The sequence below is a fragment of the Massilia sp. SYSU DXS3249 genome, from assembly GCF_053668055.1.
On record NZ_JBSIPX010000032.1, the window covers coordinates 1 to 20389 of the forward strand.

At 64.1% G+C, this 20389-nt stretch carries 17 protein-coding genes; 6 read left to right on the top strand and 11 right to left on the bottom strand.

The window, feature by feature from the left end; genetic code table 11:
- Nucleotides 1-316: 316 nt before the first annotated feature.
- The 7 genes from gltA to ACWCIA_RS22560 all read right to left on the bottom strand — a co-directional run bounded on the left by gltA (nt 317) and on the right by ACWCIA_RS22560 (nt 6689).
- Nucleotides 317-1618, bottom strand: a complete 1302-nt coding sequence (gltA, locus tag ACWCIA_RS22530; RefSeq protein WP_454166720.1) for a citrate synthase — start codon at nt 1616-1618, stop codon at nt 317-319.
- A gap of 55 nt (nt 1619-1673) precedes the next feature.
- Nucleotides 1674-1940, bottom strand: a complete 267-nt coding sequence (locus ACWCIA_RS22535; RefSeq protein ID WP_454166721.1) for an FAD assembly factor SdhE — start codon at nt 1938-1940, stop codon at nt 1674-1676.
- Nucleotides 1941-2226: 286 nt separating this feature from the next.
- Entirely contained in the window at nt 2227-2937 is a 711-nt protein-coding gene (locus ACWCIA_RS22540) for a succinate dehydrogenase iron-sulfur subunit (RefSeq protein ID WP_454166722.1), read from the bottom strand.
- Between the two features lie 64 nt (nt 2938-3001).
- The gene (sdhA, locus tag ACWCIA_RS22545) at nt 3002-4783 is read right to left on the bottom strand and encodes a succinate dehydrogenase flavoprotein subunit (RefSeq protein WP_454166723.1); all 1782 of its coding nucleotides are present in this window, start codon (nt 4781-4783) and stop codon (nt 3002-3004) included.
- 2 nt (nt 4784-4785) lie between these two features.
- The gene (sdhD, locus tag ACWCIA_RS22550; RefSeq protein ID WP_454166724.1) at nt 4786-5154 is read right to left on the bottom strand and encodes a succinate dehydrogenase, hydrophobic membrane anchor protein; all 369 of its coding nucleotides are present in this window, start codon (nt 5152-5154) and stop codon (nt 4786-4788) included.
- Between the two features lie 2 nt (nt 5155-5156).
- Complete coding sequence (sdhC, locus tag ACWCIA_RS22555) at nt 5157-5582, bottom strand: succinate dehydrogenase, cytochrome b556 subunit (protein WP_454166725.1); 426 nt, start codon at nt 5580-5582, stop codon at nt 5157-5159.
- A 339-nt stretch (nt 5583-5921) separates the two neighbouring features.
- Complete coding sequence (locus ACWCIA_RS22560; protein WP_454166726.1) at nt 5922-6689, bottom strand: GntR family transcriptional regulator; 768 nt, start codon at nt 6687-6689, stop codon at nt 5922-5924.
- Nucleotides 6690-6992: 303 nt separating this feature from the next.
- Between ACWCIA_RS22560 and ACWCIA_RS22565 the strand changes: the two genes are divergently transcribed.
- The 4 genes from ACWCIA_RS22565 to acnA all read left to right on the top strand — a co-directional run bounded on the left by ACWCIA_RS22565 (nt 6993) and on the right by acnA (nt 12448).
- Nucleotides 6993-7982 (top strand): malate dehydrogenase, encoded by a 990-nt coding sequence (locus ACWCIA_RS22565; protein WP_454166727.1) that lies wholly within the window; start codon nt 6993-6995, stop codon nt 7980-7982.
- Between the two features lie 132 nt (nt 7983-8114).
- A complete protein-coding gene (locus ACWCIA_RS22570) occupies nt 8115-9104 on the top strand; it encodes an HpcH/HpaI aldolase/citrate lyase family protein (protein ID WP_454166728.1) in 990 nt (329 codons plus the stop codon).
- A complete protein-coding gene (locus tag ACWCIA_RS22575; protein ID WP_454166729.1) occupies nt 9104-9655 on the top strand; it encodes a hypothetical protein in 552 nt (183 codons plus the stop codon). The genes ACWCIA_RS22570 and ACWCIA_RS22575 overlap by 1 nt, the downstream gene beginning before the upstream one ends.
- An 84-nt stretch (nt 9656-9739) precedes the next feature.
- Nucleotides 9740-12448, top strand: a complete 2709-nt coding sequence (gene acnA / locus ACWCIA_RS22580) for an aconitate hydratase AcnA (protein WP_454166730.1) — start codon at nt 9740-9742, stop codon at nt 12446-12448.
- Between the two features lie 109 nt (nt 12449-12557).
- On the opposite strand, the gene ACWCIA_RS22585 is transcribed toward acnA, so the two are convergent.
- Both ACWCIA_RS22585 and ACWCIA_RS22590 read right to left on the bottom strand, forming a co-directional pair.
- Entirely contained in the window at nt 12558-13379 is an 822-nt protein-coding gene (locus ACWCIA_RS22585; RefSeq protein WP_454166731.1) for a YsnF/AvaK domain-containing protein, read from the bottom strand.
- Between the two features lie 32 nt (nt 13380-13411).
- Nucleotides 13412-14065: an OmpA family protein gene (locus tag ACWCIA_RS22590; protein ID WP_454166732.1), complete on the bottom strand. Its 654-nt coding sequence runs from the start codon at nt 14063-14065 to the stop codon at nt 13412-13414.
- Between the two features lie 398 nt (nt 14066-14463).
- Between ACWCIA_RS22590 and ACWCIA_RS22595 the strand changes: the two genes are divergently transcribed.
- Together ACWCIA_RS22595 and ACWCIA_RS22600 are read left to right on the top strand one after the other, a co-directional pair.
- The gene (locus tag ACWCIA_RS22595; protein ID WP_454166733.1) at nt 14464-16917 is read left to right on the top strand and encodes a TonB-dependent receptor plug domain-containing protein; all 2454 of its coding nucleotides are present in this window, start codon (nt 14464-14466) and stop codon (nt 16915-16917) included.
- Between the two features lie 258 nt (nt 16918-17175).
- Nucleotides 17176-17418: a hypothetical protein gene (locus ACWCIA_RS22600; RefSeq protein ID WP_454166734.1), complete on the top strand. Its 243-nt coding sequence runs from the start codon at nt 17176-17178 to the stop codon at nt 17416-17418.
- A gap of 108 nt (nt 17419-17526) precedes the next feature.
- On the opposite strand, the gene ACWCIA_RS22605 is transcribed toward ACWCIA_RS22600, so the two are convergent.
- Nucleotides 17527-18207 carry a Fe2+-dependent dioxygenase gene (locus ACWCIA_RS22605; RefSeq protein ID WP_454166735.1) on the bottom strand — a complete coding sequence of 227 codons (681 nt, stop codon included), beginning with the start codon at nt 18205-18207 and terminating at the stop codon, nt 17527-17529.
- A 103-nt stretch (nt 18208-18310) separates the two neighbouring features.
- Nucleotides 18311-20389, bottom strand: a 2079-nt coding sequence (locus ACWCIA_RS22610) for a TonB-dependent receptor (protein ID WP_454166736.1), incomplete at its 5' end; no start/stop codon positions are given.

A 20389-nucleotide genomic window follows, 5' to 3' on the forward strand; every position in this document is an offset into this window, starting at 1 on the left:
CAGTAGTGTGGGGTGAGGCGAAGGCTTTATCTACGCAGCAAGGTCAGTGCCTTCAGGGTGGAGTCAAGCTCGTCTTCGCCTCGATTGATGGTAGCTAACCACCAACACGATCAAGATACAAGGGTGGAGGCATTGAAGCCGGGGGCTTTAATGACAAGTCCACGCGTAGGGCATGCACGTCGAAACGCAACTGATGCCCTGCGTAGTCGCGCGGCCCCAGTATAGCCCCCCTGCCCTTTTCGTCAACGCGACACAACCGCGCCCCAAAATGAAAAAAGCGGGCCGCAGCCCGCTTCCTTTCCGAGGCGCGTAAAAATCAGCGCTTGTCGATGCTCGGCACGTCGCGCGAAGGCGAACCGACGAACAGCTGGCGTGGACGGCCAATCTTCTGCTCCGGATCGGCGATCATCTCGTTCCACTGCGCGATCCAGCCGATGGTGCGTGCCATCGCGAAGATGCCGGTGAACAGCGAGACCGGGATGCCCAGCGCCGACTGCACGATGCCCGAGTAGAAGTCGACGTTCGGGTAGAGCTTGCGCGAGACGAAGTATTCGTCTTCCAGGGCGATGCGTTCCAGTTCCATGGCCAGCTTGAACAGCGGGTCGTCCTGCAGGCCCAGCTCTTCCAGCACTTCGTGGCAGGTTTCGCGCATCAGCTTGGCGCGCGGGTCGAAGTTCTTGTACACGCGGTGACCGAAGCCCATCAGCTTCACGCCCGAGTTCTTGTCCTTGACCTTCTCGATGAAGGCAGGGATGTTCTCGACCGAGCCGATTTCCTTCAGCATGGTCAAGGCCGCTTCGTTGGCGCCGCCGTGGGCAGGGCCCCACAGGCAGGCGATACCGGCAGCGATACAGGCGAACGGGTTCGCGCCCGACGAGCCCGCCAGGCGGACGGTCGAGGTCGATGCGTTCTGCTCGTGGTCCGCGTGCAGGATCAGGATGCGGTCCAGGGCGCGCACCAGCACGTCGTTGACCTTGTACTCTTCGCACGGGTTGGCGAACATCATGTGCATGAAGTTGGCGCTGTACGACAGGTCGTTGCGTGGGTACATGAACGGCTGGCCGATCGAGTACTTGTAGGCCATGGCGACCAGGGTCGGCAGCTTGGCGATCAGGCGGATGGCCGAGATTTCACGCTGCTTGGCATCGTTGATGTCGAGCGAGTCGTGGTAGAACGAGGCCAGCGCGCCGACGGTGCCGACCAGCACCGACATCGGGTGCGCGTCGCGGCGGAAGCCACGGAAGAAGAAGTTCATCTGCTCGTGGATCATCGTGTGCTTGGTCACGGTGTCGCTGAACGTGGCCTTCTGCTCGGCGTTCGGCAGTTCGCCGTTCAGCAGCAGGTAGCAGGTTTCCAGGAAGTCGCAGTTCACGGCCAGCTGCTCGATCGGGTAGCCGCGGTACAGCAGCTCGCCCTTGTCGCCGTCGATGTAGGTGATGCTCGAGTTACAGGCGGCAGTCGACATGAAGCCCGGGTCGTAGGTGAACTTGCCGGTCTGGCCGTACAGCTTGCGGATGTCGATGACGTCCGGGCCGATCGTGCCCTTGTAAATCGGCATGTCGACCGATGGGCTGCCGTCGGAGAACGACAGGGTGGCTTTGGTATCAGAGATATTCATGGCACTTCCTTCTTGGGAGTGGATCTACAAAATATAAAACGAAACTGAGATTCGCTCACGCTTGGCGCAGGCGCGCCAGCAAGGCGCGCACGTGCGGCAGGTCGACCTCCCCCTCGGGCTCGGCGCGACCGAGCAGCAAGTCCATCAGCGGGTTGTCCGCCAGGTCCAGCAGGCGCGTCAGCGCATCGACTTCTTCATCGCTCAGGCCTTCCTCATGCGCATCGAGGAAGCGCGTGAGGATCAGGTCGTTTTCCAGCAGGCCCCTGCGGGCACGCCAACGCAGGCGGGCACGGTTGGCGGGATCGGATTGATGCGTCGTCACTCTAGAGTCCGTTGTTGGGTCAACACTATACTCCGGCTGCCGGGAAACGGCAGTACCGTACTTCTACTGTATTTATTGGCAATACTTTGGGCGCAATCGGGCGGAGGGTATCCGATTTTTGCGCTTGCAGGCGGACGTGATGCGGTGTCCGTGGTGCTGCTGCGTTTGCGGGCGACGAGCTCGCTGTCGCCGCGTTTCGAGCGGTGTACCGCGTGGGCTCGGAGAGCCCACCCTACGAAAGGCTGTCTTACGGCCGGCATGACGATACCGGCCGCAAACGACCAATTTAGATCGCCCGGCGAACCAGCAATTCCTTGATCTTGCCGATGGCCTTGTTCGGGTTCAAACCCTTCGGGCAGACGTCGGTGCAGTTCATGATCGAGTGGCAGCGGAACAGGCGGTACGGGTCTTCCAGGTTGTCCAGGCGCTCGTTGGTGGCTTCGTCACGCGAGTCGGCGATGAAGCGGTAGGCCTGCAGCAGGCCGGCCGGGCCGACGAACTTGTCCGGATTCCACCAGAACGACGGGCACGAGGTCGAGCAGCAGGCGCACAGGATGCACTCGTACAGGCCGTCGAGCTCTTCGCGCTCTTCAGGCGATTGCAGGCGCTCTTTTTCCGGCTTGATCGAATCGTTGATCAGGAACGGCTTGACCGAGTGGTACTGCTTGAAGAACTGGGTCATGTCGACGATCAGGTCGCGCACGACCGGCAGGCCCGGCAGCGGACGCAGCACGATCGGCTGGGTCAGTTCGTTCAGGTTGGTGGTGCAGGCCAGGCCGTTCTTGCCGTTGATGTTCATTGCGTCCGAACCGCACACGCCTTCGCGGCACGAGCGGCGCAGGGCCAGCGAATCGTCGACGTCCGACTTGATGCGCTGCAGTGCGTCGAGCAGCATCTTGTCGGTGTCTTGCAGCTCGACGGTGACGTCTTGCATGTAAGGCTTCGTATCCTTGTCCGGATCGTAGCGGTAGATCTTCAGGTGGACTGTGCGTGCCATGTTTTACCTATTTTTTTCAAGCCGGGGCAGGGTCTGATCCCCACCTTCCGGCTAACAAAATCTATTAGAAAGTACGTGCCTTCGGCTTGAAGGTCTCGACGGTCAGCGGCTTCTGATTCACGGCCTTGTACTCGAGGCGGTTGCCTTCCGAGTAGAACAGGGTGTGCTTCATCCAGTTCGCGTCGTCGCGCTGCTCGTAGTCGCTGTGGGCGTGGGCGCCGCGCGACTCTTTACGGGCCTGCGCCGACACGATGGTCGCCTTGGCGGTCTCGATCAGGTTGTCCAGCTCGAGCGCTTCGACACGCGCGGTGTTGAAGACCTTCGACTTGTCCTTGAACGAGACGTGCTTGCGGCGCTCGTCGAGGACCATGATTTCCTTCACGCCCTGGGTCAGCAGTTCGTCGGTACGGAACACGCCGCAGTACTTCTGCATCGTGGCGCGGATGTCGTTGGCGACGCCCTGCACTTTTTCCGAGCCGGTCGAGGTCTCGAGGCGGTTCAGGCGCTCCAGCGCGAAGTCCGAGGCGTCCTTCGGCAGCGGCTTGTTCGACTGCTCCTTCAGCTTCGAGGCGACCACGTGGTTGCCGGCGGCGCGGCCGAAGACGACCAGGTCCAGCAGCGAGTTCGTGCCGAGGCGGTTGGCGCCGTGGACCGAGACGCAGGCGCATTCGCCGATCGCGTACAGGCCGTTGACGACCTTCTGGCCGCCATTCACGACGTCAGGCGTGACGACCTGGCCGTGGATGTTGGTCGGGATGCCGCCCATCTGGTAGTGGATGGTCGGCACGACCGGGATCGGTTCCTTGGTCGCGTCGACGTTGGCGAACTTGTGGCCGATTTCCAGGATCGAAGGCAGGCGCTTCTTGATCGTGTCGGCGCCGATGTGGCGCAGGTCGAGCAGGACGTGGTCTTTATTAGGACCGCAGCCGCGGCCTTCCTTGATCTCCTGGTCCATCGAACGCGAGACGAAGTCGCGCGGCGCGAGATCTTTCAGGGTCGGCGCGTAGCGCTCCATGAAGCGTTCGCCGTTCGAGTTGATCAGGATACCGCCTTCGCCACGGACGCCTTCCGTGATCAGCACGCCCGCGCCGGACACGCCGGTCGGGTGGAACTGCCAGAATTCCATGTCCTGCAGCGGCAGGCCGGCGCGTGCCGCCATGCCCATGCCGTCGCCGGTGTTGATGAAGGCGTTGGTCGACGCGGCGAAGATGCGGCCTGCGCCACCGGTGGCGAAGATGGTGGTCTTCGCTTCCAGGATCATCACGTCGCCGGTTTCCATTTCCAGGGCCACCACGCCCAGCACGTCGCCTTCGGCGTTACGCACCAGGTCGAGGGCCATCCACTCGACGAAGAAGTGGGTACGGGCGCGGACGTTGCGCTGGTACAGGGTGTGCAGCAGTGCGTGGCCGGTACGGTCGGCCGCGGCGCAGGCGCGCTGGACCGGCTTTTCGCCGAAGTTGGCGGTGTGGCCGCCGAACGGGCGCTGGTAGATCGTGCCGTCCGGGTTACGGTCGAACGGCATGCCGAAGTGTTCGAGTTCGTAGACAACCTTTGGTGCTTCGCGGCACATGAATTCGATCGCATCCTGGTCGCCCAGGTAGTCGCCGCCCTTGACGGTGTCGAACATGTGCCAGTACCAGTCGTCTTCGCTCATGTTGCCCAGCGAAGCACCGATACCGCCCTGCGCCGCAACCGTGTGCGAGCGGGTCGGGAAGACTTTCGACAGCACGGCGACGTTCAGGCCGGCTTCGGCCAGCTGCAGCGACGCGCGCATGCCGGAACCGCCGGCGCCGACGATGACCGCGTCGAAGCGGCGGGTAGGGATTGCAGTTTTAATTGCTGCCACGATTACACACTCCAGAGAATTTGCACAGTCCAGGCGGCGCAGGCGAGCAGCCAGAGCACGGTAGCGAACTGCAAGGCCAGCTTGACGCCGGCATTTTTGACGTAGTCCATCCAGATGTCACGGACGCCGACCCACACGTGGTAGAACAGGCCGAAGAAGGTGACGAGGGAGAAGAGCTTGAACCACTGGCGCGAGAACAGCGACGCCCAGCCTTCGTAGGTGAAATTCTGTGCAGTCAGGAAGGTGCCCAGCAGGACCAGGGTGTACACCACCATCACGATGGCGGTCACGCGCTGCGCCAGCCAATCCTTGACGCCGTAGTGGGCGCCGACGACGAGGCGGCGCTGGCCGATGTTATTCTTGCTTGCCATTTTTAGAATACTCCAAACAGTTTCAGGCCGACGACGGCGGTCAGCACCAGGCTGGCGACCAGCACCCAGCGTGCGGTCTTCTGGGCGGCGTCCTTGTCCAGGGCGATGTGGTTGTCCATGAACAGGTGGCGCACGCCGGCGATGAAGTGGTGCGCATATGCCCACGACAGGCCCAGCAGGATGATCTTGGTGAAGACGTTGTCTACCATGCCGGCGAAGTGGTAATACGTGTTCTCCGACAGCAGGCTTTCCTGCAGCAGGTAGAGCAGGAAAGGCAACATCAGGAACAATCCGAAACCGCTGACGCGGTGCAGGATCGAGACGATCGCCGATGGCGGCATCTTGTACTTCGTAGTGATATCCGTAATGTGGATGTTACGGAACTCCGGCCGTCCTTTTTTTGTGGCCTCTCTCACGGCTTCGGACATACAACACCTCCCTTAACTGACAAAATGTGATTAACCCTTAATTTTCGCCGATTTTTTGCGTTGCACCAAGATCCGGAACCGGAATATTGGTGGGACAAACGCGGAACAGGGTTTTCTTCGGCGCTTTCCGACAAACAACATATTTTAAACGCTTAGCATCAGGCGTGCATATGTGACGCTGTTGTTGATGCGCCGCCTGCCCTGCCCATACTGTCACTCGCAGGGTGGACGGCTCTGCCGTCCACGCGTCCAACCGGCCGATGCTCCGCCGCGACTGTTCATATGGCGCATGAACGCGTGGACGGGAAACCCGTCCACCCTACGGGTCACACCCAACCGTTACGACAATTCGTTCTGGTAATGATGCTGCGCCGTCGAATACAAACCGCGCCGCAACTCGACCGGGCGGTCGCCGTAGGTGAACGACACCCGGTCCGCACACAGCAAGGGCGTACCTTCCGGTACGCCCAGGTACTGCGCCGCCACGGCATCGGCGCCGACCGCCCGGATCTTCTCGGTCGCGCGGATCATGCGCGTGCCGAATTCGGACTCGAACAGGCCATACATTGGACCCTTGTACTCGACCAGGCGTTCGGCCGTCAGGCCCTTGAAGACCTGCCCCGGCAGCCACAATTCTTCCAGGATCGTCGGCGCGCCGTCGAAGGACATCACCCGCTTGATATATACGACCGCGTCGCCAGACTTCAATTCGAGGAGACGCACTACTTCGGCCGGCGCACGGATGCGCTTGACCTCGATGATGCGGTTGTCGGGATGGTGGGGCACGCCCTCGTCGGGCATCAGGCGCAGGAAACGGAAGTGCGCGCGCTCCTCGTGGTGGGTGGCGACGAAGGTGCCCTTCCCCTGCCGGCGCACGACCAGGTTCTCGGCCGCCAGCTCGTCGATGGCCTTGCGCACCGTACCCTGGCTGACCTTGAAGCGCGCCGCCAGTTCCACTTCGCTCGGCATCAGCTCGCCCGGCTTCCACTCGCCCGACTGCAGGCTCTGCGTAATGAGCGCCTTGATCTGCTGGTACAGGGGCCGGAACGAGGGCGAGGCACTGCTGCCTGCGCCCTCGCCTGGCGGGATGGTCGGGACGGAATTCATAGACCACGATTTCACCACAAAAGCCCCCCTCCGTCCAGTGTACGACCAGCAACACATCTGTCTTATATAAGACATATGATATCAATTGACAGGTAGAACAGCCGAGGTCTACACTCGCGGTCGACAAAGAGGTAGAAGGACGGGCCCCGCCCCGCTGCGCAGCCTTGGCGCGCAACGGGGACGAGCCTGCACTTTGCTTGCATGCCCAATTGGACACGTGCCCGTTTTGGTATCATTGCAGTTTTCTTAAACAGGCGTATCCTCGGCTTCGACCGTTTTCATTCCCACTTTTGGAGATTCATCATGGCTAAAACCCCAATGCGTGTTGCCGTTACCGGCGCCGCCGGCCAGATCGGCTACTCGCTGCTGTTCCGCATCGCTAACGGCGACATGCTGGGCAAGGACCAGCCGGTCATCCTGCAGCTGCTCGAGATCGACAACGAAAAGGCACAGAAGGCGCTCAAGGGCGTCATGATGGAAATCGACGACTGCGCATTCCCGCTGCTGGCCGGCATGACCGCCCACTCGGACCCGATGACCGCCTTCAAGGATGCCGACGTCGCCCTGCTGGTCGGCGCGCGTCCACGCGGTCCTGGCATGGAACGCAAGGACCTGCTGGAAGCCAACGCCCAGATCTTTACGGTCCAGGGCAAGGCGCTCGACGCCGTCGCTTCGCGCGACGTCAAGGTGCTGGTGGTCGGCAACCCTGCCAACACCAACGCCTACATCGCCATGAAGTCGGCTCCTAACCTGCCAAGCAAGAACTTCACCGCCATGCTGCGCCTGGACCACAACCGCGCCCTGTCGCAGGTTGCCGCCAAACTGGGCAAGCCGGTCGGCTCCATCGAAAAGATGGCCGTCTGGGGCAACCACTCGCCGACGATGTACGCGGACTACCGTTTCGCCACCGTCGACGGCCAGTCGGTCAAGGAAGCGATCAACGACGACGTCTGGAACCGCGACACCTTCCTGCCGACCGTCGGCAAGCGCGGCGCCGCCATCATCGAAGCACGCGGTGCGTCGTCGGCGGCATCGGCTGCCAACGCGGCGATCGACCACGTGCGCGACTGGGTGCTGGGCACCAACGGCAAGTGGACCACGATGGGCATCCCGTCGGACGGTTCGTACGGCATCCCTGAAGGCGTGATGTTCGGCTTCCCGGTCACGACCGAAAACGGCGAGTACACCATCGTCCAGGGCCTGGAAATCGACCAGTTCTCGCAAGAGCGCATCAACCTCACGCTGAAGGAACTGACCGAAGAGCGTGAAGGCGTGGCGCACCTGCTGGCCTAATTCGCGGAAAGCAGATGCCCGGCCTCGCTGGTCCGTCTGCGCAAAATGCCGTGCCGCTCTGTCGGCACGGCTTTTTCGCTTCTGCCCTGCTCCTTACTGTCTTTCTGACATCGTGTTTCGACTGAACTAAAAATGCATCCTTCCGAGGTTTTATTCCAGGGCAAACGCCAGCCGCTCCTGCTTCCCGCCTGCGATCACTATTGCGGCTCGGAGAAGCTGATGCGCAAGTCGATGGCCCTGCAACAAGAGCTTGGTCCCTTGTTCGACATCACCTTCGACTGCGAGGACGGCGCCGCCGCCGGCAGCGAAGCCGCGCACGCACAGCTGGTCGCCTCCCTCGTCAATAGCGAGGACAACCGTTTCGAGCGCATCGGCGTGCGCCTGCACGACATCGACAGCCCGCATTTCGTGCAGGACGTGGTCACCATCGTCGGCGCCGCAGCGGCCCGCCTGGCCTATGTCGTGCTGCCCAAGCCGAACGGCGTCGAGGACGTGCGGCGCGCGCTCGAAATCATCAACCGCGTCGCCGTGCCGAACGGCCGCCCGGCGCTGCCGGTGCACGTGCTGATCGAAACCCATGGCGCCCTGCACGATGCGTACGAGATCGCCGCCCTGCCCCAGGTCGAATGCCTGTCCTTCGGCATCATGGATTTCGTTTCCTCGCACTTCGGCGCGATTCCCGCGGCGGCGATGCGCACGCCGGGACAGTTTACTCACCCATTAGTTGTCCGCGCCAAGCTGGAGATGGTTGCGGCATGTCATGCGCATGGCAAGGTGGCCTCGCATAATGTGACGACCGAAATCAAGGACAGTGCGATTGTGGCGAATGATGCACAACGCGCCGGCGCCGAATTCGGTTTTACGCGCATGTGGAGTATCCACCCTGACCAGATCAAGCCGATCGTCAAGGCGTTTACGCCGCGGCTGTCGGAGGTGAACGAGGCCACCAACATCCTGCAGGAAGCGATGGCGGCCAATTGGGGACCGATCGCTCAGCATGGGCGCTTGCATGACCGCGCCAGCTACCGATATTATTGGACCGTTTTGCAGCGCGCGAAGCTGGCCGGCCTGGCGCTGCCTGAATCCGCGGCGGCAATCGTCAACCCACCGGAATCGAACTAATGGCCACCTCCCCCCAACACCTGCTCGCCGCCGGCGCCTTCGCGCTCGCGGCCCTCGGCCTGTGCGCCGCACCTGCGTCCGCAGCCACTGAAAAGAACCATCCGAAGGCCGTCGACGTCCTGAAGGCGCAGAAGGCGAAATCCTCGAAATCCTCGAAAGCCAGGAAGGCTGCCGGGGCCGCTGCCGCCGGCGCGGCTGCCGCAGCCGCAGCCGCGCCGATCGATGAGCCGGAACCGGACATCACCGACACCAAGGTGACCGAATACGCGTGTGAACTGAACAACAAGATCACGATTTACCGTAACGAAACCGATGATTCGCACATCGCGCTGCGCTGGAAGAAGCGCCTGCACCGCCTGAACCGCGTCGGCACGACCACCGGTGCGCTGCGCTTCGAAAACGTGAATTATGGCCTGATCTGGATCGGCATCCCGTCGAAGGGCATCCTGCTCGACTCGAAGCTGAACCGCCAGCTGGCCAACGAATGCAAGGATGCCGAGCAGAGCAAGCCGGTCGTCGCGGCTGCCCCATCGGAAGAAAAGAAAAGCTGACGCCCGGAGAATGACCAGCGTCACCCCCGTTGCCGATATTCGTATATTGAAGCAATAACAAGAAACCCCACTGAAGGAGAGCTTATGTCTCGCAACACCCTGAACACGCTGAAGGACTTCCCGCTGAGCGCGGGCCAGTCCGGCCAGTTCTATTCGCTGCCGGCGCTGGGCGAAAGCCTGGGCGTGAACCTGTCGCGCCTGCCGGTGTCGATCCGTATCGTCCTCGAGTCCGTGTTGCGTAACTGCGACGGCAAGAAGGTCACCGAAGAACACGTCCGCCAGGTCGCCAACTGGGCCGCGACCGCCGAGCGCACCGACGAGATTCCTTTCGTCGTTGCCCGCGTCGTGCTGCAGGACTTCACCGGCGTGCCGCTGCTGGCCGACCTCGCCGCCATGCGCAACGTCGCCGCCAAGACCGGCGCCGATCCGAAGAAGATCGAGCCGCTGGTGCCGGTCGACCTGGTCGTCGACCACTCGGTCACCATCGACCACTTCCGCGAGCCGGGCGCACTCGACCTGAACATGAAACTGGAATTCCAGCGCAACAACGAGCGCTACCAGTTCATGAAGTGGGGCATGCAGGCCTTCGACACCTTCGGCGTCGTGCCTCCGGGCTTCGGCATCGTCCACCAGGTCAACCTCGAGTACCTGGCACGCGGCGTCATGAAGCAAGGCGACACCTACTACCCTGACACCCTGGTCGGCACCGACTCGCACACCACCATGATCAACGGCGTCGGCGTCGTCGGCTGGGGCGTGGGCGGCATCGAAGCCGAGGCGGGCATGCTGGGCCAGCCGGTCTACTTCCTGACCCCGGACGTCATCGGCGTCAACCTGAAGGGCAAGCTGCGCGAAGGCTGCACCGCGACCGACCTGGTGCTGACCGTCACCGAACTGCTGCGCAAGGAAAAAGTCGTCGGCAAGTTCGTCGAGTTCTTCGGCGAAGGCACCCGTTCGCTGTCGACCACCGACCGCGCGACCATCGCCAACATGGCGCCGGAATACGGCGCGACCATGGGCTTCTTCCCTGTGGACGAAGCCACCGTCGACTACTTCCGCGGCACCGGCCGTACCGAAGAAGAACTGGCTGCCTTCGAGAACTACTACAAGGCCCAGGGCATGTTCGGCATCCCGCAGGAAGGCGAGATCGACTACACCCGCATCGTCGAACTGGACCTGTCGACCGTCACCCCGTCGCTGGCCGGCCCGAAGCGCCCGCAAGACCGTATCGAACTGGGCAACGTGAAGAACAACTTCACCGAACTGTTCAGCAAGCCGACCACCCAGAACGGCTTCAACAAGGCGCCTGAAGACCTGCACAAGGTCTACGAGACGACCAACGGCGTGCGCGTGCACAACGGCGACGTCCTGATCGCCGCCATCACCTCGTGCACCAACACCTCGAACCCGAGCGTGCTGCTGGCCGCCGGTCTGCTGGCCAAGAAGGCCGTCGAGCGCGGCCTGACCGTCGCCCCGCACATCAAGTCCTCGCTGGCCCCTGGCTCGCGCGTCGTCACCGAGTACCTGACCGCCGCCGGCCTGCTGCCTTACCTGGAAAAGCTGGGCTTCGGCGTGACCGCCTACGGCTGCACCACCTGCATCGGCAACGCCGGCGACCTGACCCCGGAACTGAACGCGACCATCGTGCAGAACGACATCGTCGCCTCGGCCGTCCTGTCGGGCAACCGTAACTTCGAAGCGCGTATCCACCCGAACATCCGTTCGAACTTCCTGGCCTCGCCACCGCTGGTCGTCGCCTACGCGATCGCCGGCAACATGACCAAGGACCTGATGAGCGAGCCGGTCGGCCGCGACACCAACGGTGTCGACGTCTACCTGGGCGACATCTGGCCAACGTCGCAGGAGGTGGGCGAACTGATGCGCTTCGCGATGAACTCGGAAGTCTTCAAGAAGAACTACGCCGACGTCAAGGGCAACCCGGGCGAACTGTGGGAGCGCGTGTCGTCGACCGAAGGCCAGGTCTACAACTGGCCTGAATCGACCTACATCGCCGAGCCGCCGTTCTTCGCCGACTTCGAGATGACCCCGAAGGCAGCCGCCACCGGCATCACCGGCGCCCGCGCGCTGGGCGTGTTCGGCGACTCGATCACCACCGACCACATCTCGCCAGCCGGCTCCATCAAGGAAGACGGTCCAGCGGGCAAGTGGCTGAAGGATCACGGCGTGCTCAAGGCCGACTTCAACTCCTACGGCTCGCGCCGCGGCAACCACGAGATCATGATGCGCGGCACCTTCGCCAACGTGCGCATCAAGAACAAGATGATTCCGGCCAAGGCCGACGGTTCCGCAGTCGAAGGCGGCATCACGATCCACCAGCCGACCGGCGAACAGATGTCGATCTACGACGCGGCCATGAAGTACGTGGCCGAAGGCACCCCGACCATGGTGTTCGGCGGCGAAGAGTACGGCACCGGCTCCTCGCGCGACTGGGCAGCCAAGGGCACCCAGCTGCTGGGCGTGAAGGCCGTGGTCGTGCGTTCGTACGAGCGCATCCACCGCTCGAACCTGGTCGGCATGGGCGTGCTGCCGCTGCAGTTCATCGGCAACGACAGCGTCGAGTCGCTGGGCATCACCGGCAAGGAAACCTTCGACCTGAAGGGCCTGGAAGGCGAGATCAAGCCGCAACAGCTGGCCACCCTGGTGATCCACCGCGAAAACGGCGAATCGCAGGAAGTCCAGGTTCTGCTGCGTATCGACACCCCGATCGAAGTCGACTACTACAAGCATGGCGGCATCCTGCCGTTCGTGCTGCGTCAGCTGCTGGCTGCGTAATCAGGGAGTAAGGACTCCTCGGGCGGCCCATCGCTGGTTCGTTCGAGGGACAACAAAAAGGGCTGGAACCTTCGCGGGTTCCAGCCCTTTTTTTGCGTGGATTACGGAATCAGCGGACCGGCTTGTCGTCGTCCAGCCGCTCCACGACGACCTCGGTGTGGCGCACCGTGTCGTGGATCTGCTCGACGCGCTCCTCGACACGCTTCGTGACCACGACTTCCTCGACCACCTGGGCAGACTTGTCGACGACGGCTTCCTCGTCGGTCTGAGTCATTTCGATCGAGCGCTCGCGCAGTGCGTCGTCGTCGACGGCCCGGTCGACAGGATGGCGCTCGACCTTGACCCGCTCGCTGCGCAGGCGAATCTGCTCGTGCACCGGCGCTTCGGTGACGTAGGAGCGGACCCGCACGCCGCCCCGCTCGACTTCGCGCTTGCCGACAATAAGCCTTTCCTCGACCACCTGGATGCGCTCGGCATCGCCGTCATCGCCAACATGGCCTGAGGTGCGCAGACGCTGCTCGCCGGCGGCGCCTGCCGCGCTTCCCGCCATGGCCCCGCCTGCTGTCGGCGGGGTCCAGCCTTCCGACCGCCATTGACTGGCGCGCTCGTCGATATCGACGCTGTTGCCTTCGGCGTGATCGAGTGCCCGGATCGCATCGTCGATTTCATGCTCAGCGACATCGGCGGTCAGCAGGAAGCCGCCACGGCGCACGCCCTCCTCGTAGACATGGCGATCCTCGTCGGGAAGGAAGGCGTTCCTGATCGATGCCCACATGCCGGGCTCGCTGTGCGACGAGTAGCCGGCCGTGCCGATCGAGGACTTGTCGTGGATCCGGATATGGTCGGCATCGACCAGGGCGTCGCGCAGCCGCTGGCGGCCGGCCTCGGCGTCCGCACGGGTGTCGAACAATGCTGTGAGAGTACGTGACATGGGATCTTCCTTTTCTCTGGATAGGGTGGACATCAGCGCTGGAGGACGATCACCTCGGCCCGGCGGTTCTCGGCCTGGCCGGTCGCGGTGGCGTTGGTGCCGACCGGATTGACCTCTCCGCTGGAAGCGGTTTCGATACGTCCGGCGTCGATGCCCTGCGCTGCAAGCGCGGCTTTCACGCTCTCGGCACGGTCCTTGCCGAGCGTGTCATTGCTGCCGGCGCCACCACGCGCATCGGCATAACCGACGATCCGGATGCGCGAGTTCGGGTACTGCTTCAAGGAGGCCGCCAGCGCGCTCAGTTCGTCACGATCCTCCGCGCGGATGTCGCTCTTGGCCGTATCGAAATGGAGCTTTTCGAACACGAAGGTGCGGGGCAGTGCTTCGGTGCCGGCAAGATAGCTGCCGACGCCCGAGGTCCCGGCCGGGACTGCGGCGGTTTCGGCGGCAGGCGCGGCCACCGGTGCCGGTGCGACGGGCGCGGCAGCCGGTGCCGGTTCGGCGGGCGTGGTCACCACCGTCGTGCGGGCGGCCTCGTCGTTGTCATTGCAGCTCCTCAGGCCGAACAGGAGGGCGAGCAGTCCCAGCGCCAGGAGCAGCCAGGGCACCCACTTTGCTTTCTTCTCCGGGCCGACATGAATATCGCGCGGCGGTGCGCCATCGTTCGGATTGTTCGGATTTGCCATGTGCCTGCTCTCCTGTTTGCTTGTTGAGGGTCTGCGCATGCGATGCCTGCGCGCGTTGTGCGCTGCGCCCGTGCAGAGTTTCTGGGAATTCGATCAATGTTGTTAAACCAAGTCCCTTCGTGCCTTTTTACCGTAGCCGTGGAAAGGCTGCCGTTCCATTCATCGAGGCAACTGGGCCTGTGCAGCTGCTTATCAGGCGAGTGGACCAGCCCATACAACCCTGTGGCGAACCAGCCCATCCCCTACCCTTCTGTCAAGCGTTCCCCACCACACCGTATCAATCCTGCAATTACGTATAACCAACACTTGCCATCCCATAACAATCCCTTATGATGAGTTGTCTTTACAAAAGACACATTCACAGCCGATGTCGTAACAATCATCAAGGAATAAGAACAATGAAGAAAAACACGCTACAACGGACACTGCTGGCATGCGCGATCATGGCGGCCTTCACGCCGGCGCAGGCCCAGGAGACAAGCCAGCAAACGGCACAGGAGACGGAAGGCCAGCCGGCGCAGGTCGTGGTGCTGGGCTCGCGCACCCAGGCCAAGAGCGCGCTCGACACCATCGTGCCGGTGGGCCTGGTCAACCTGAAGGACATGCAGTCCACGGGCATGCAGGAACTGGGCAAGGTGCTGCAGGACCTCGACCCTTCGTTCAACTTCAGCACGACGTTCATCAGCGACGGCACCGACATCATCCGCCCCGCCACCCTGCGCGGCCTCGGCCCCGACCAGCTGCTGGTGCTGATCAACGGCAAGCGGCGCCACCAGCAGGCGCTGGTGAACGTGCAGCAGACCATCGGGCGCGGCTCGGCCGGCACCGACATCAACGCCATCCCGCTGTCGGCCATCCAGAGCATCGAGGTGCTGCGCGACGGCGCGGCCGCCCAGTACGGCTCGGACGCGATCGCCGGCGTCATCAACATCATCCTCAAGAAAGGCGCCGACCTCGGCCAGCTGAGCGCCAACGTCGGCACCACCAGCGAAGGCGACGGCGACACCTATTCGGGCAGCGTCCATAAAGGCTTCGCGCTGGGCGCGAACGGCGGCTACCTGAACCTGTCGGCGGAGGCGCGCAAGCGCGACGAGACCAACCGCGCCGGCGTCGACAGCCTGCGCGTCGATCCGCCGCGCGTCACCCAGCGCATCGGCGACAGCAATGCGAAAGACCTTTACCTGTGGCTGAACTCGGCCATGCCGGTGGGCGACAAGGGCGAGTTCTACGTCTTCGGCGGCGCCTCCAAGCGCGAAGGCGACGCGGCCGGCTTCTTCCGTTCGGCCGGCGACGCGCGCAACGTGCCCGAGGTCTACCCGAACGGCTTCCTGCCGAACATCCTGACCACGGTAAAAGATTCCTCGCTTGCCGTCGGCTACCGCCATGAACTCGGCAACGCCTGGAGCATGGATGCGAGCATGAACCATGGCCGCAGCGAACTGGGCTTCCACGAGCGCAATTCGATCAACGTCAGCTACTGGTTCGAGGACAACCGCCGCGAGTCACCGCGCGAAGCCGACACCGGCACCCTGAAATTCAACCAGACCACCTTCAACCTCGACTTCAAGGGCCCGGTCGAGATCGGCGGCGTGCCGCTGCACGTGGCGACCGGCTTCGAATACCGGCGCGACAACTACCAGGTCGTCGCGGGCGACCCGGTCTCCTACCAGTACGGCCGCACCAACAACCCGGCCAAGGTGATCCGCGACGTCAGCGGCGGCATCGCCGCGTCCGGCATCCAGGGCTTCCCGGGCTACACGCCCTCGACCGAAGTCGACGACGGCCGCCACAACACCGCCGTCTACCTCGACCTGGAACGCAAGTTCGGCGAACAGGTGTCGGTCGGCGCCGCCCTGCGCCACGAGCGCTACTCCGACTTCGGCAGCACGACCACGGGCAAGCTGAGCGCGCGCTGGGATCCGTCGCGCACGGTCGGCGTGCGCGGCAGCGCCTCCACCGGCTTCCGCGCGCCGGGCGTGCAGCAGAAGTTCTACAGCTCGGTGTCGACCAACCTGAACGCGGCCGGCGTGCTCACCGAAACCCTGACCGCGCGCGAAGACAGCGCCGTCACGCGCGCCTTCGGCATCGCCCCGCTGAAGGAAGAGACTTCGAAGAACGCCAGCATCGGCCTGGTGCTGCGTCCGACCAAGGCCCTGTCGGTCACGGCCGACCTGTACCGCACCGACATCGACGACCGCATCGTCTTCTCGAGCAATATCGCGCCGGAAGCCGGCCCTTGCTTGCCAGTGAGCGCCTGCCCGATCCGCGCCATCCTCGACCCGCTGCGCGTGGGCCAGGCGCAGTTCTTCACCAACGCGATCGACACCCAGACCGACGGCTTCGACCTGTCGGTCCAGCATACGACGCGCGGCGCCGGCACGACCCTGGTGCTGTCCGGCCAGCTCGGCTTCAACAAGACCACGGTCAAGGCCCGCAATTCGCAGTCGCCGGTGCTCTCGGGCGCCCAGCTGTTCGACGACGCCCAGGTGACGCTGATCGAACGCGGCCAGCCGCGCCAGCACCACGTGGTGGCGGCCGACTACACCGTCGGCGCCTGGAACGTGACCGGCCGTGCCAACTACTTCGGCGAGGTCCAGGGCCAGGGCTTTACGGCGCCGTTCGTCCAGACCTGGGAAGCGAAGTGGATCCTGGACCTGACCGGGCGCTACACGTTCAGCAAGGCGCTCAGCGTCTCGGCCGGCGTCAACAACGTGTTCGACACCTACCCGACGCGCTGGGATCCGGTGCGCGCCGCGCCCTTCCCGCAGCTGGGCTTCACGCACTGCTGGGAAACCTGCCCGTTCGGCGTGAACGGCCGCTCGATGTACGCGCGGGTGGATTACGCGTTCTAAGCCGGACGGAACCGGTTGACCGCTGGTTGGCCCGCTCAGGCGGGCCAGTCCAGGCAAGGAGGCCGAAATCCGCAAGGGTTTCGGCCTTTTGTTTTGGCCTGGGCCGGTCGATGGCAGCCATTCCGGCGCGACGCCTTTCCCGGCTTCGACTGATGATCAATCCGCATGGAAAGACAAAGGCCGGGGGCGGTGTTCTGCTTTCCCGCTGTTGCCGAATCCAGGTTCGTGAATTCGCAGAGGACTGGAAGCCATGCGCGGATGGGGCTGGGTACGGCGGGCCGGCACGAGGCGACGGACTTCCTGGCCGCATCAGTCTTCGTCATCGCCCTGTTCTACCCCGTCCACCGCGCGGCCTGCGTGCTCGGCTTCGTGATCGGCATGACCTGGACCTTCGGCGCGGTACTGCCGATGATCGCGGCGGGCATCTTCGCGGCAGGCGGCGGCGCCATCCACTACGCCGTGCGTTTCATCGCTTCCAGGCTGCCCGTGCTGCGCCGCTAGGGCGGTACGCGTATGCAGGGGTGCGGCGGTTCCAAAACGCGTGGAGCCCCGACTCCACGCGTTGCCATGCCGCCGGAACCCGGGCAGGAAAAATGACGAGCCGTCACCCTACACTTCGGCCCACATTCTGAGCAGGTTGTGATAATGCCCGGTCAGGCCGACGCTGACCTCCGACTCCCCATGCGCCGCGCGCAGCTTCTGGATGTTCGTATCCAGCTCGAACAGCAGCGCGCGCTTGCCGTCGTCCCGCACCATGCTTTGCGTCCACAGGAAGGAGGCGATGCGTTCGCCGCGCGTCACCGGCAGCACTTCGTGCACGCTGCCGGCCGGATAGACGATGGCGTCGCCGGCCGGCAGTTTCACCTCATGGGTGCCGTAGGCGTCGACCACGACCAGCTCGCCGCCCTCGTATTCGTCCGGTTCGCTCAGGAAGACCGTGGTCGACACGTCCGCGCGTAGGGTCGGCAGGCCGCCGCGCTGGTTGCGGATCGCGCCGTCCACGTGCAGGCCGTAGTGCTCGCCGCCGCCATAGCTGTTGAAATAAGGCGCCAGGATGCGCAGCGGCAGTACGTTCGAGAAGAACAGCGGGTTGGCCATCAACGCCGTGCTGACCATCTGGCCGAGTTCGACGGCCAGCGGCGAGCCCTCCGGCAGCTGGCGGTTGCGCTTGACCTGGGCGCCCTGACTGCCGACGCTGGCGCGGCCGTCGACCCAGCTTGAATCGCGCAGGCGCGCGCGCATCTGCGCCACCTGCTCCGCGCTGAGTACTCCTGGAATGTGCAGCATCATGGTGTGATTCCTTTCCCGAAAACGACACGACCCTCCCCGCTTCGAGCAGGGAGGGCCGGGAGTAACATTAACCGAACTCGGCGTTGTCCGTCAGAACTTCAGCTCAGAACTTCAGGTTCGCGGTCAAGCTCGCCGAACGGCCCGGACCAACGCCGGCATAGTGCGGCGAGGACAGGCGATCGTAGTACAGCTTGTCGCCCAGGTTCTGAATGTTCAGCTGCAGAGACACGCTCTTGTTCAGCGCGTAGCTGGCCATGGCGTCGACGCGGGTATAGCTCGGCGCGAACTTGTTGTTGTTGACGTTGGCGTAGACGCGGTCGACATAGTTCATGCCGATGCCGGCGCTGAAGTCCTTGCTGAAGGCGTACGAGGTCCAGAGCGAAGCGCTGTGCTCGGGCGTGGTCGGGAACACGTTGCCGTTGAACGGCGACGCAATCCAGCGTGGCGCGGCGGCGGTGCCGGCGTTGGTATAGCCGTTGTCTTCGACGATCGCGTCGAGCCAGGTGTAGCCGCCGAACACCTGCCAGGCGTTGGTCAGCTTGCCCGAGAAGCCCAACTCGACGCCCTTCAGTTCCTTGCGGCCGACGTTCTGGCTGCTGCCGTCCGGCGAGGTGACGCGGGCATTGTCCATGGTGCTCTGGAACAGGGCTGCGTTGAGCGACAGGCGGCCGCGCATGACTTCCCACTTGGTGCCCAGTTCGAAGTTCTTGCTCTCTTGCGGCTGCAGGTTCTGCACGGCTACCGTCAGGCCGTCGAGGCCGTCGCCGGCGTCGTTGCCGGGCGGCGTGGCCGAGGTGGCGTAGGACAGGTAGATGCTGCCGTTCGCGCTCGGCTTGTAGACCAGGCCGGCCTGATAGGTGTCGAAGCTGGTGTCGATGCGGGCGCGGGTGGCGTTGGCCGTGGCGGTGGCCGGCGCCGTGAACAGGCCGGTCCGGAATTCGTCCCAGCGCACGCCGACGTTCAGCAGCCACTGCGGATTGAATTCGATCGTATCGAAGGCATAGACGGCGCGGGTATTGGTCTTGACGTCGGTCGCGGCCGGCGAGACGCTGCGGGTGTAGGCCCACGGGTCGTTCGGGTTCGGGTTGTTCACCGGCGCGCAGTTGTACAGGGTGGCGGCGCCAGAGGTCGGGCAGGTGAAGGTGCCGGTCAGCGGGTTGTTGGTGCCCGGCGTGAACAGGTAGCTGCTGCGCTCGGTCGTCTCGCGGCTGAACTCGACGCCCACGTTGTAGCTGTGCTTGATGCCGCCGGTGCTCAGCTTGCCCGTCAGGCTGGTGTTGTTGGCCAGCGTCTCGGTGTCGGTGACGCGGGTGTTGGCGCGGCGCCAGACGGTGCCGTACAGGGCCACGTTGCCCTTGGAATCGTCGGGCTGGGTCCAGACGAAGTCGTTCCTGGTCTTGCCGTAGCGCGTCACGTTGCGCAGCGCCAGGGACGGGCTGAACTCGTGGCGCAGGTCGACCGTGCCGATGTCGGCTTCGGTATCGCGGAAGTCGCGGTTCACCAGGCCGTAGAAGGTATCGCGGGCCACGTTCAGCGGGGTGCCGTCGCCATTGCGGGCCATGTTCGGGCCGCTCGTGATCGGGTTGTTGAACGGGATGCCGGTGTCCGGGATCTCGCTCGACTGCATGTGGTAGTAGCTCAGGATCGCCTTGCTCGGACCGTTCAGGCCGAAGGTGACGGTCGGGGCGATGCCCCAGCGGTCGCCGCCCACGACGCCGCGCCCTGCCACGTTCGCCTCGTGCGCCATCACGTTCAGGCGGAACGCGCTGTTCTCGCCGATGGTGCGGTTCAGGTCGCCGGTGACGCGGCGGTACTTGTCGGTGCCGAGGCCGACGCTGGCGTTGCTGAAGTTGTCCGCCTTGGCCGACTTGCTGACCAGGTTGATGCCGCCGCCTGCCGACGAGCGTCCGCCGTAGGCCGAGTTCGGGCCCTTCACGACTTCGACCTGCTCCAGGTTGAAGATTTCGCGCGACTGCGAACCGGCATCGCGGATGCCGTCGACATAGGTGTCGGTCTGGGCGTTGTAGCCGCGGATGAAGACGTTGTCGCCGACCGGGTTGGGGGGGGGGGGGGGGGGGGGGGGGGGGGGGGGGGGGGGGGGGGGGGGGGGGGGGGGGGGGGGGGGGGGGGGGGGGGGGGGGGGGTTGGGGGGGGGGGGGGGGGGGGGGGGGGGGGGGGGGGG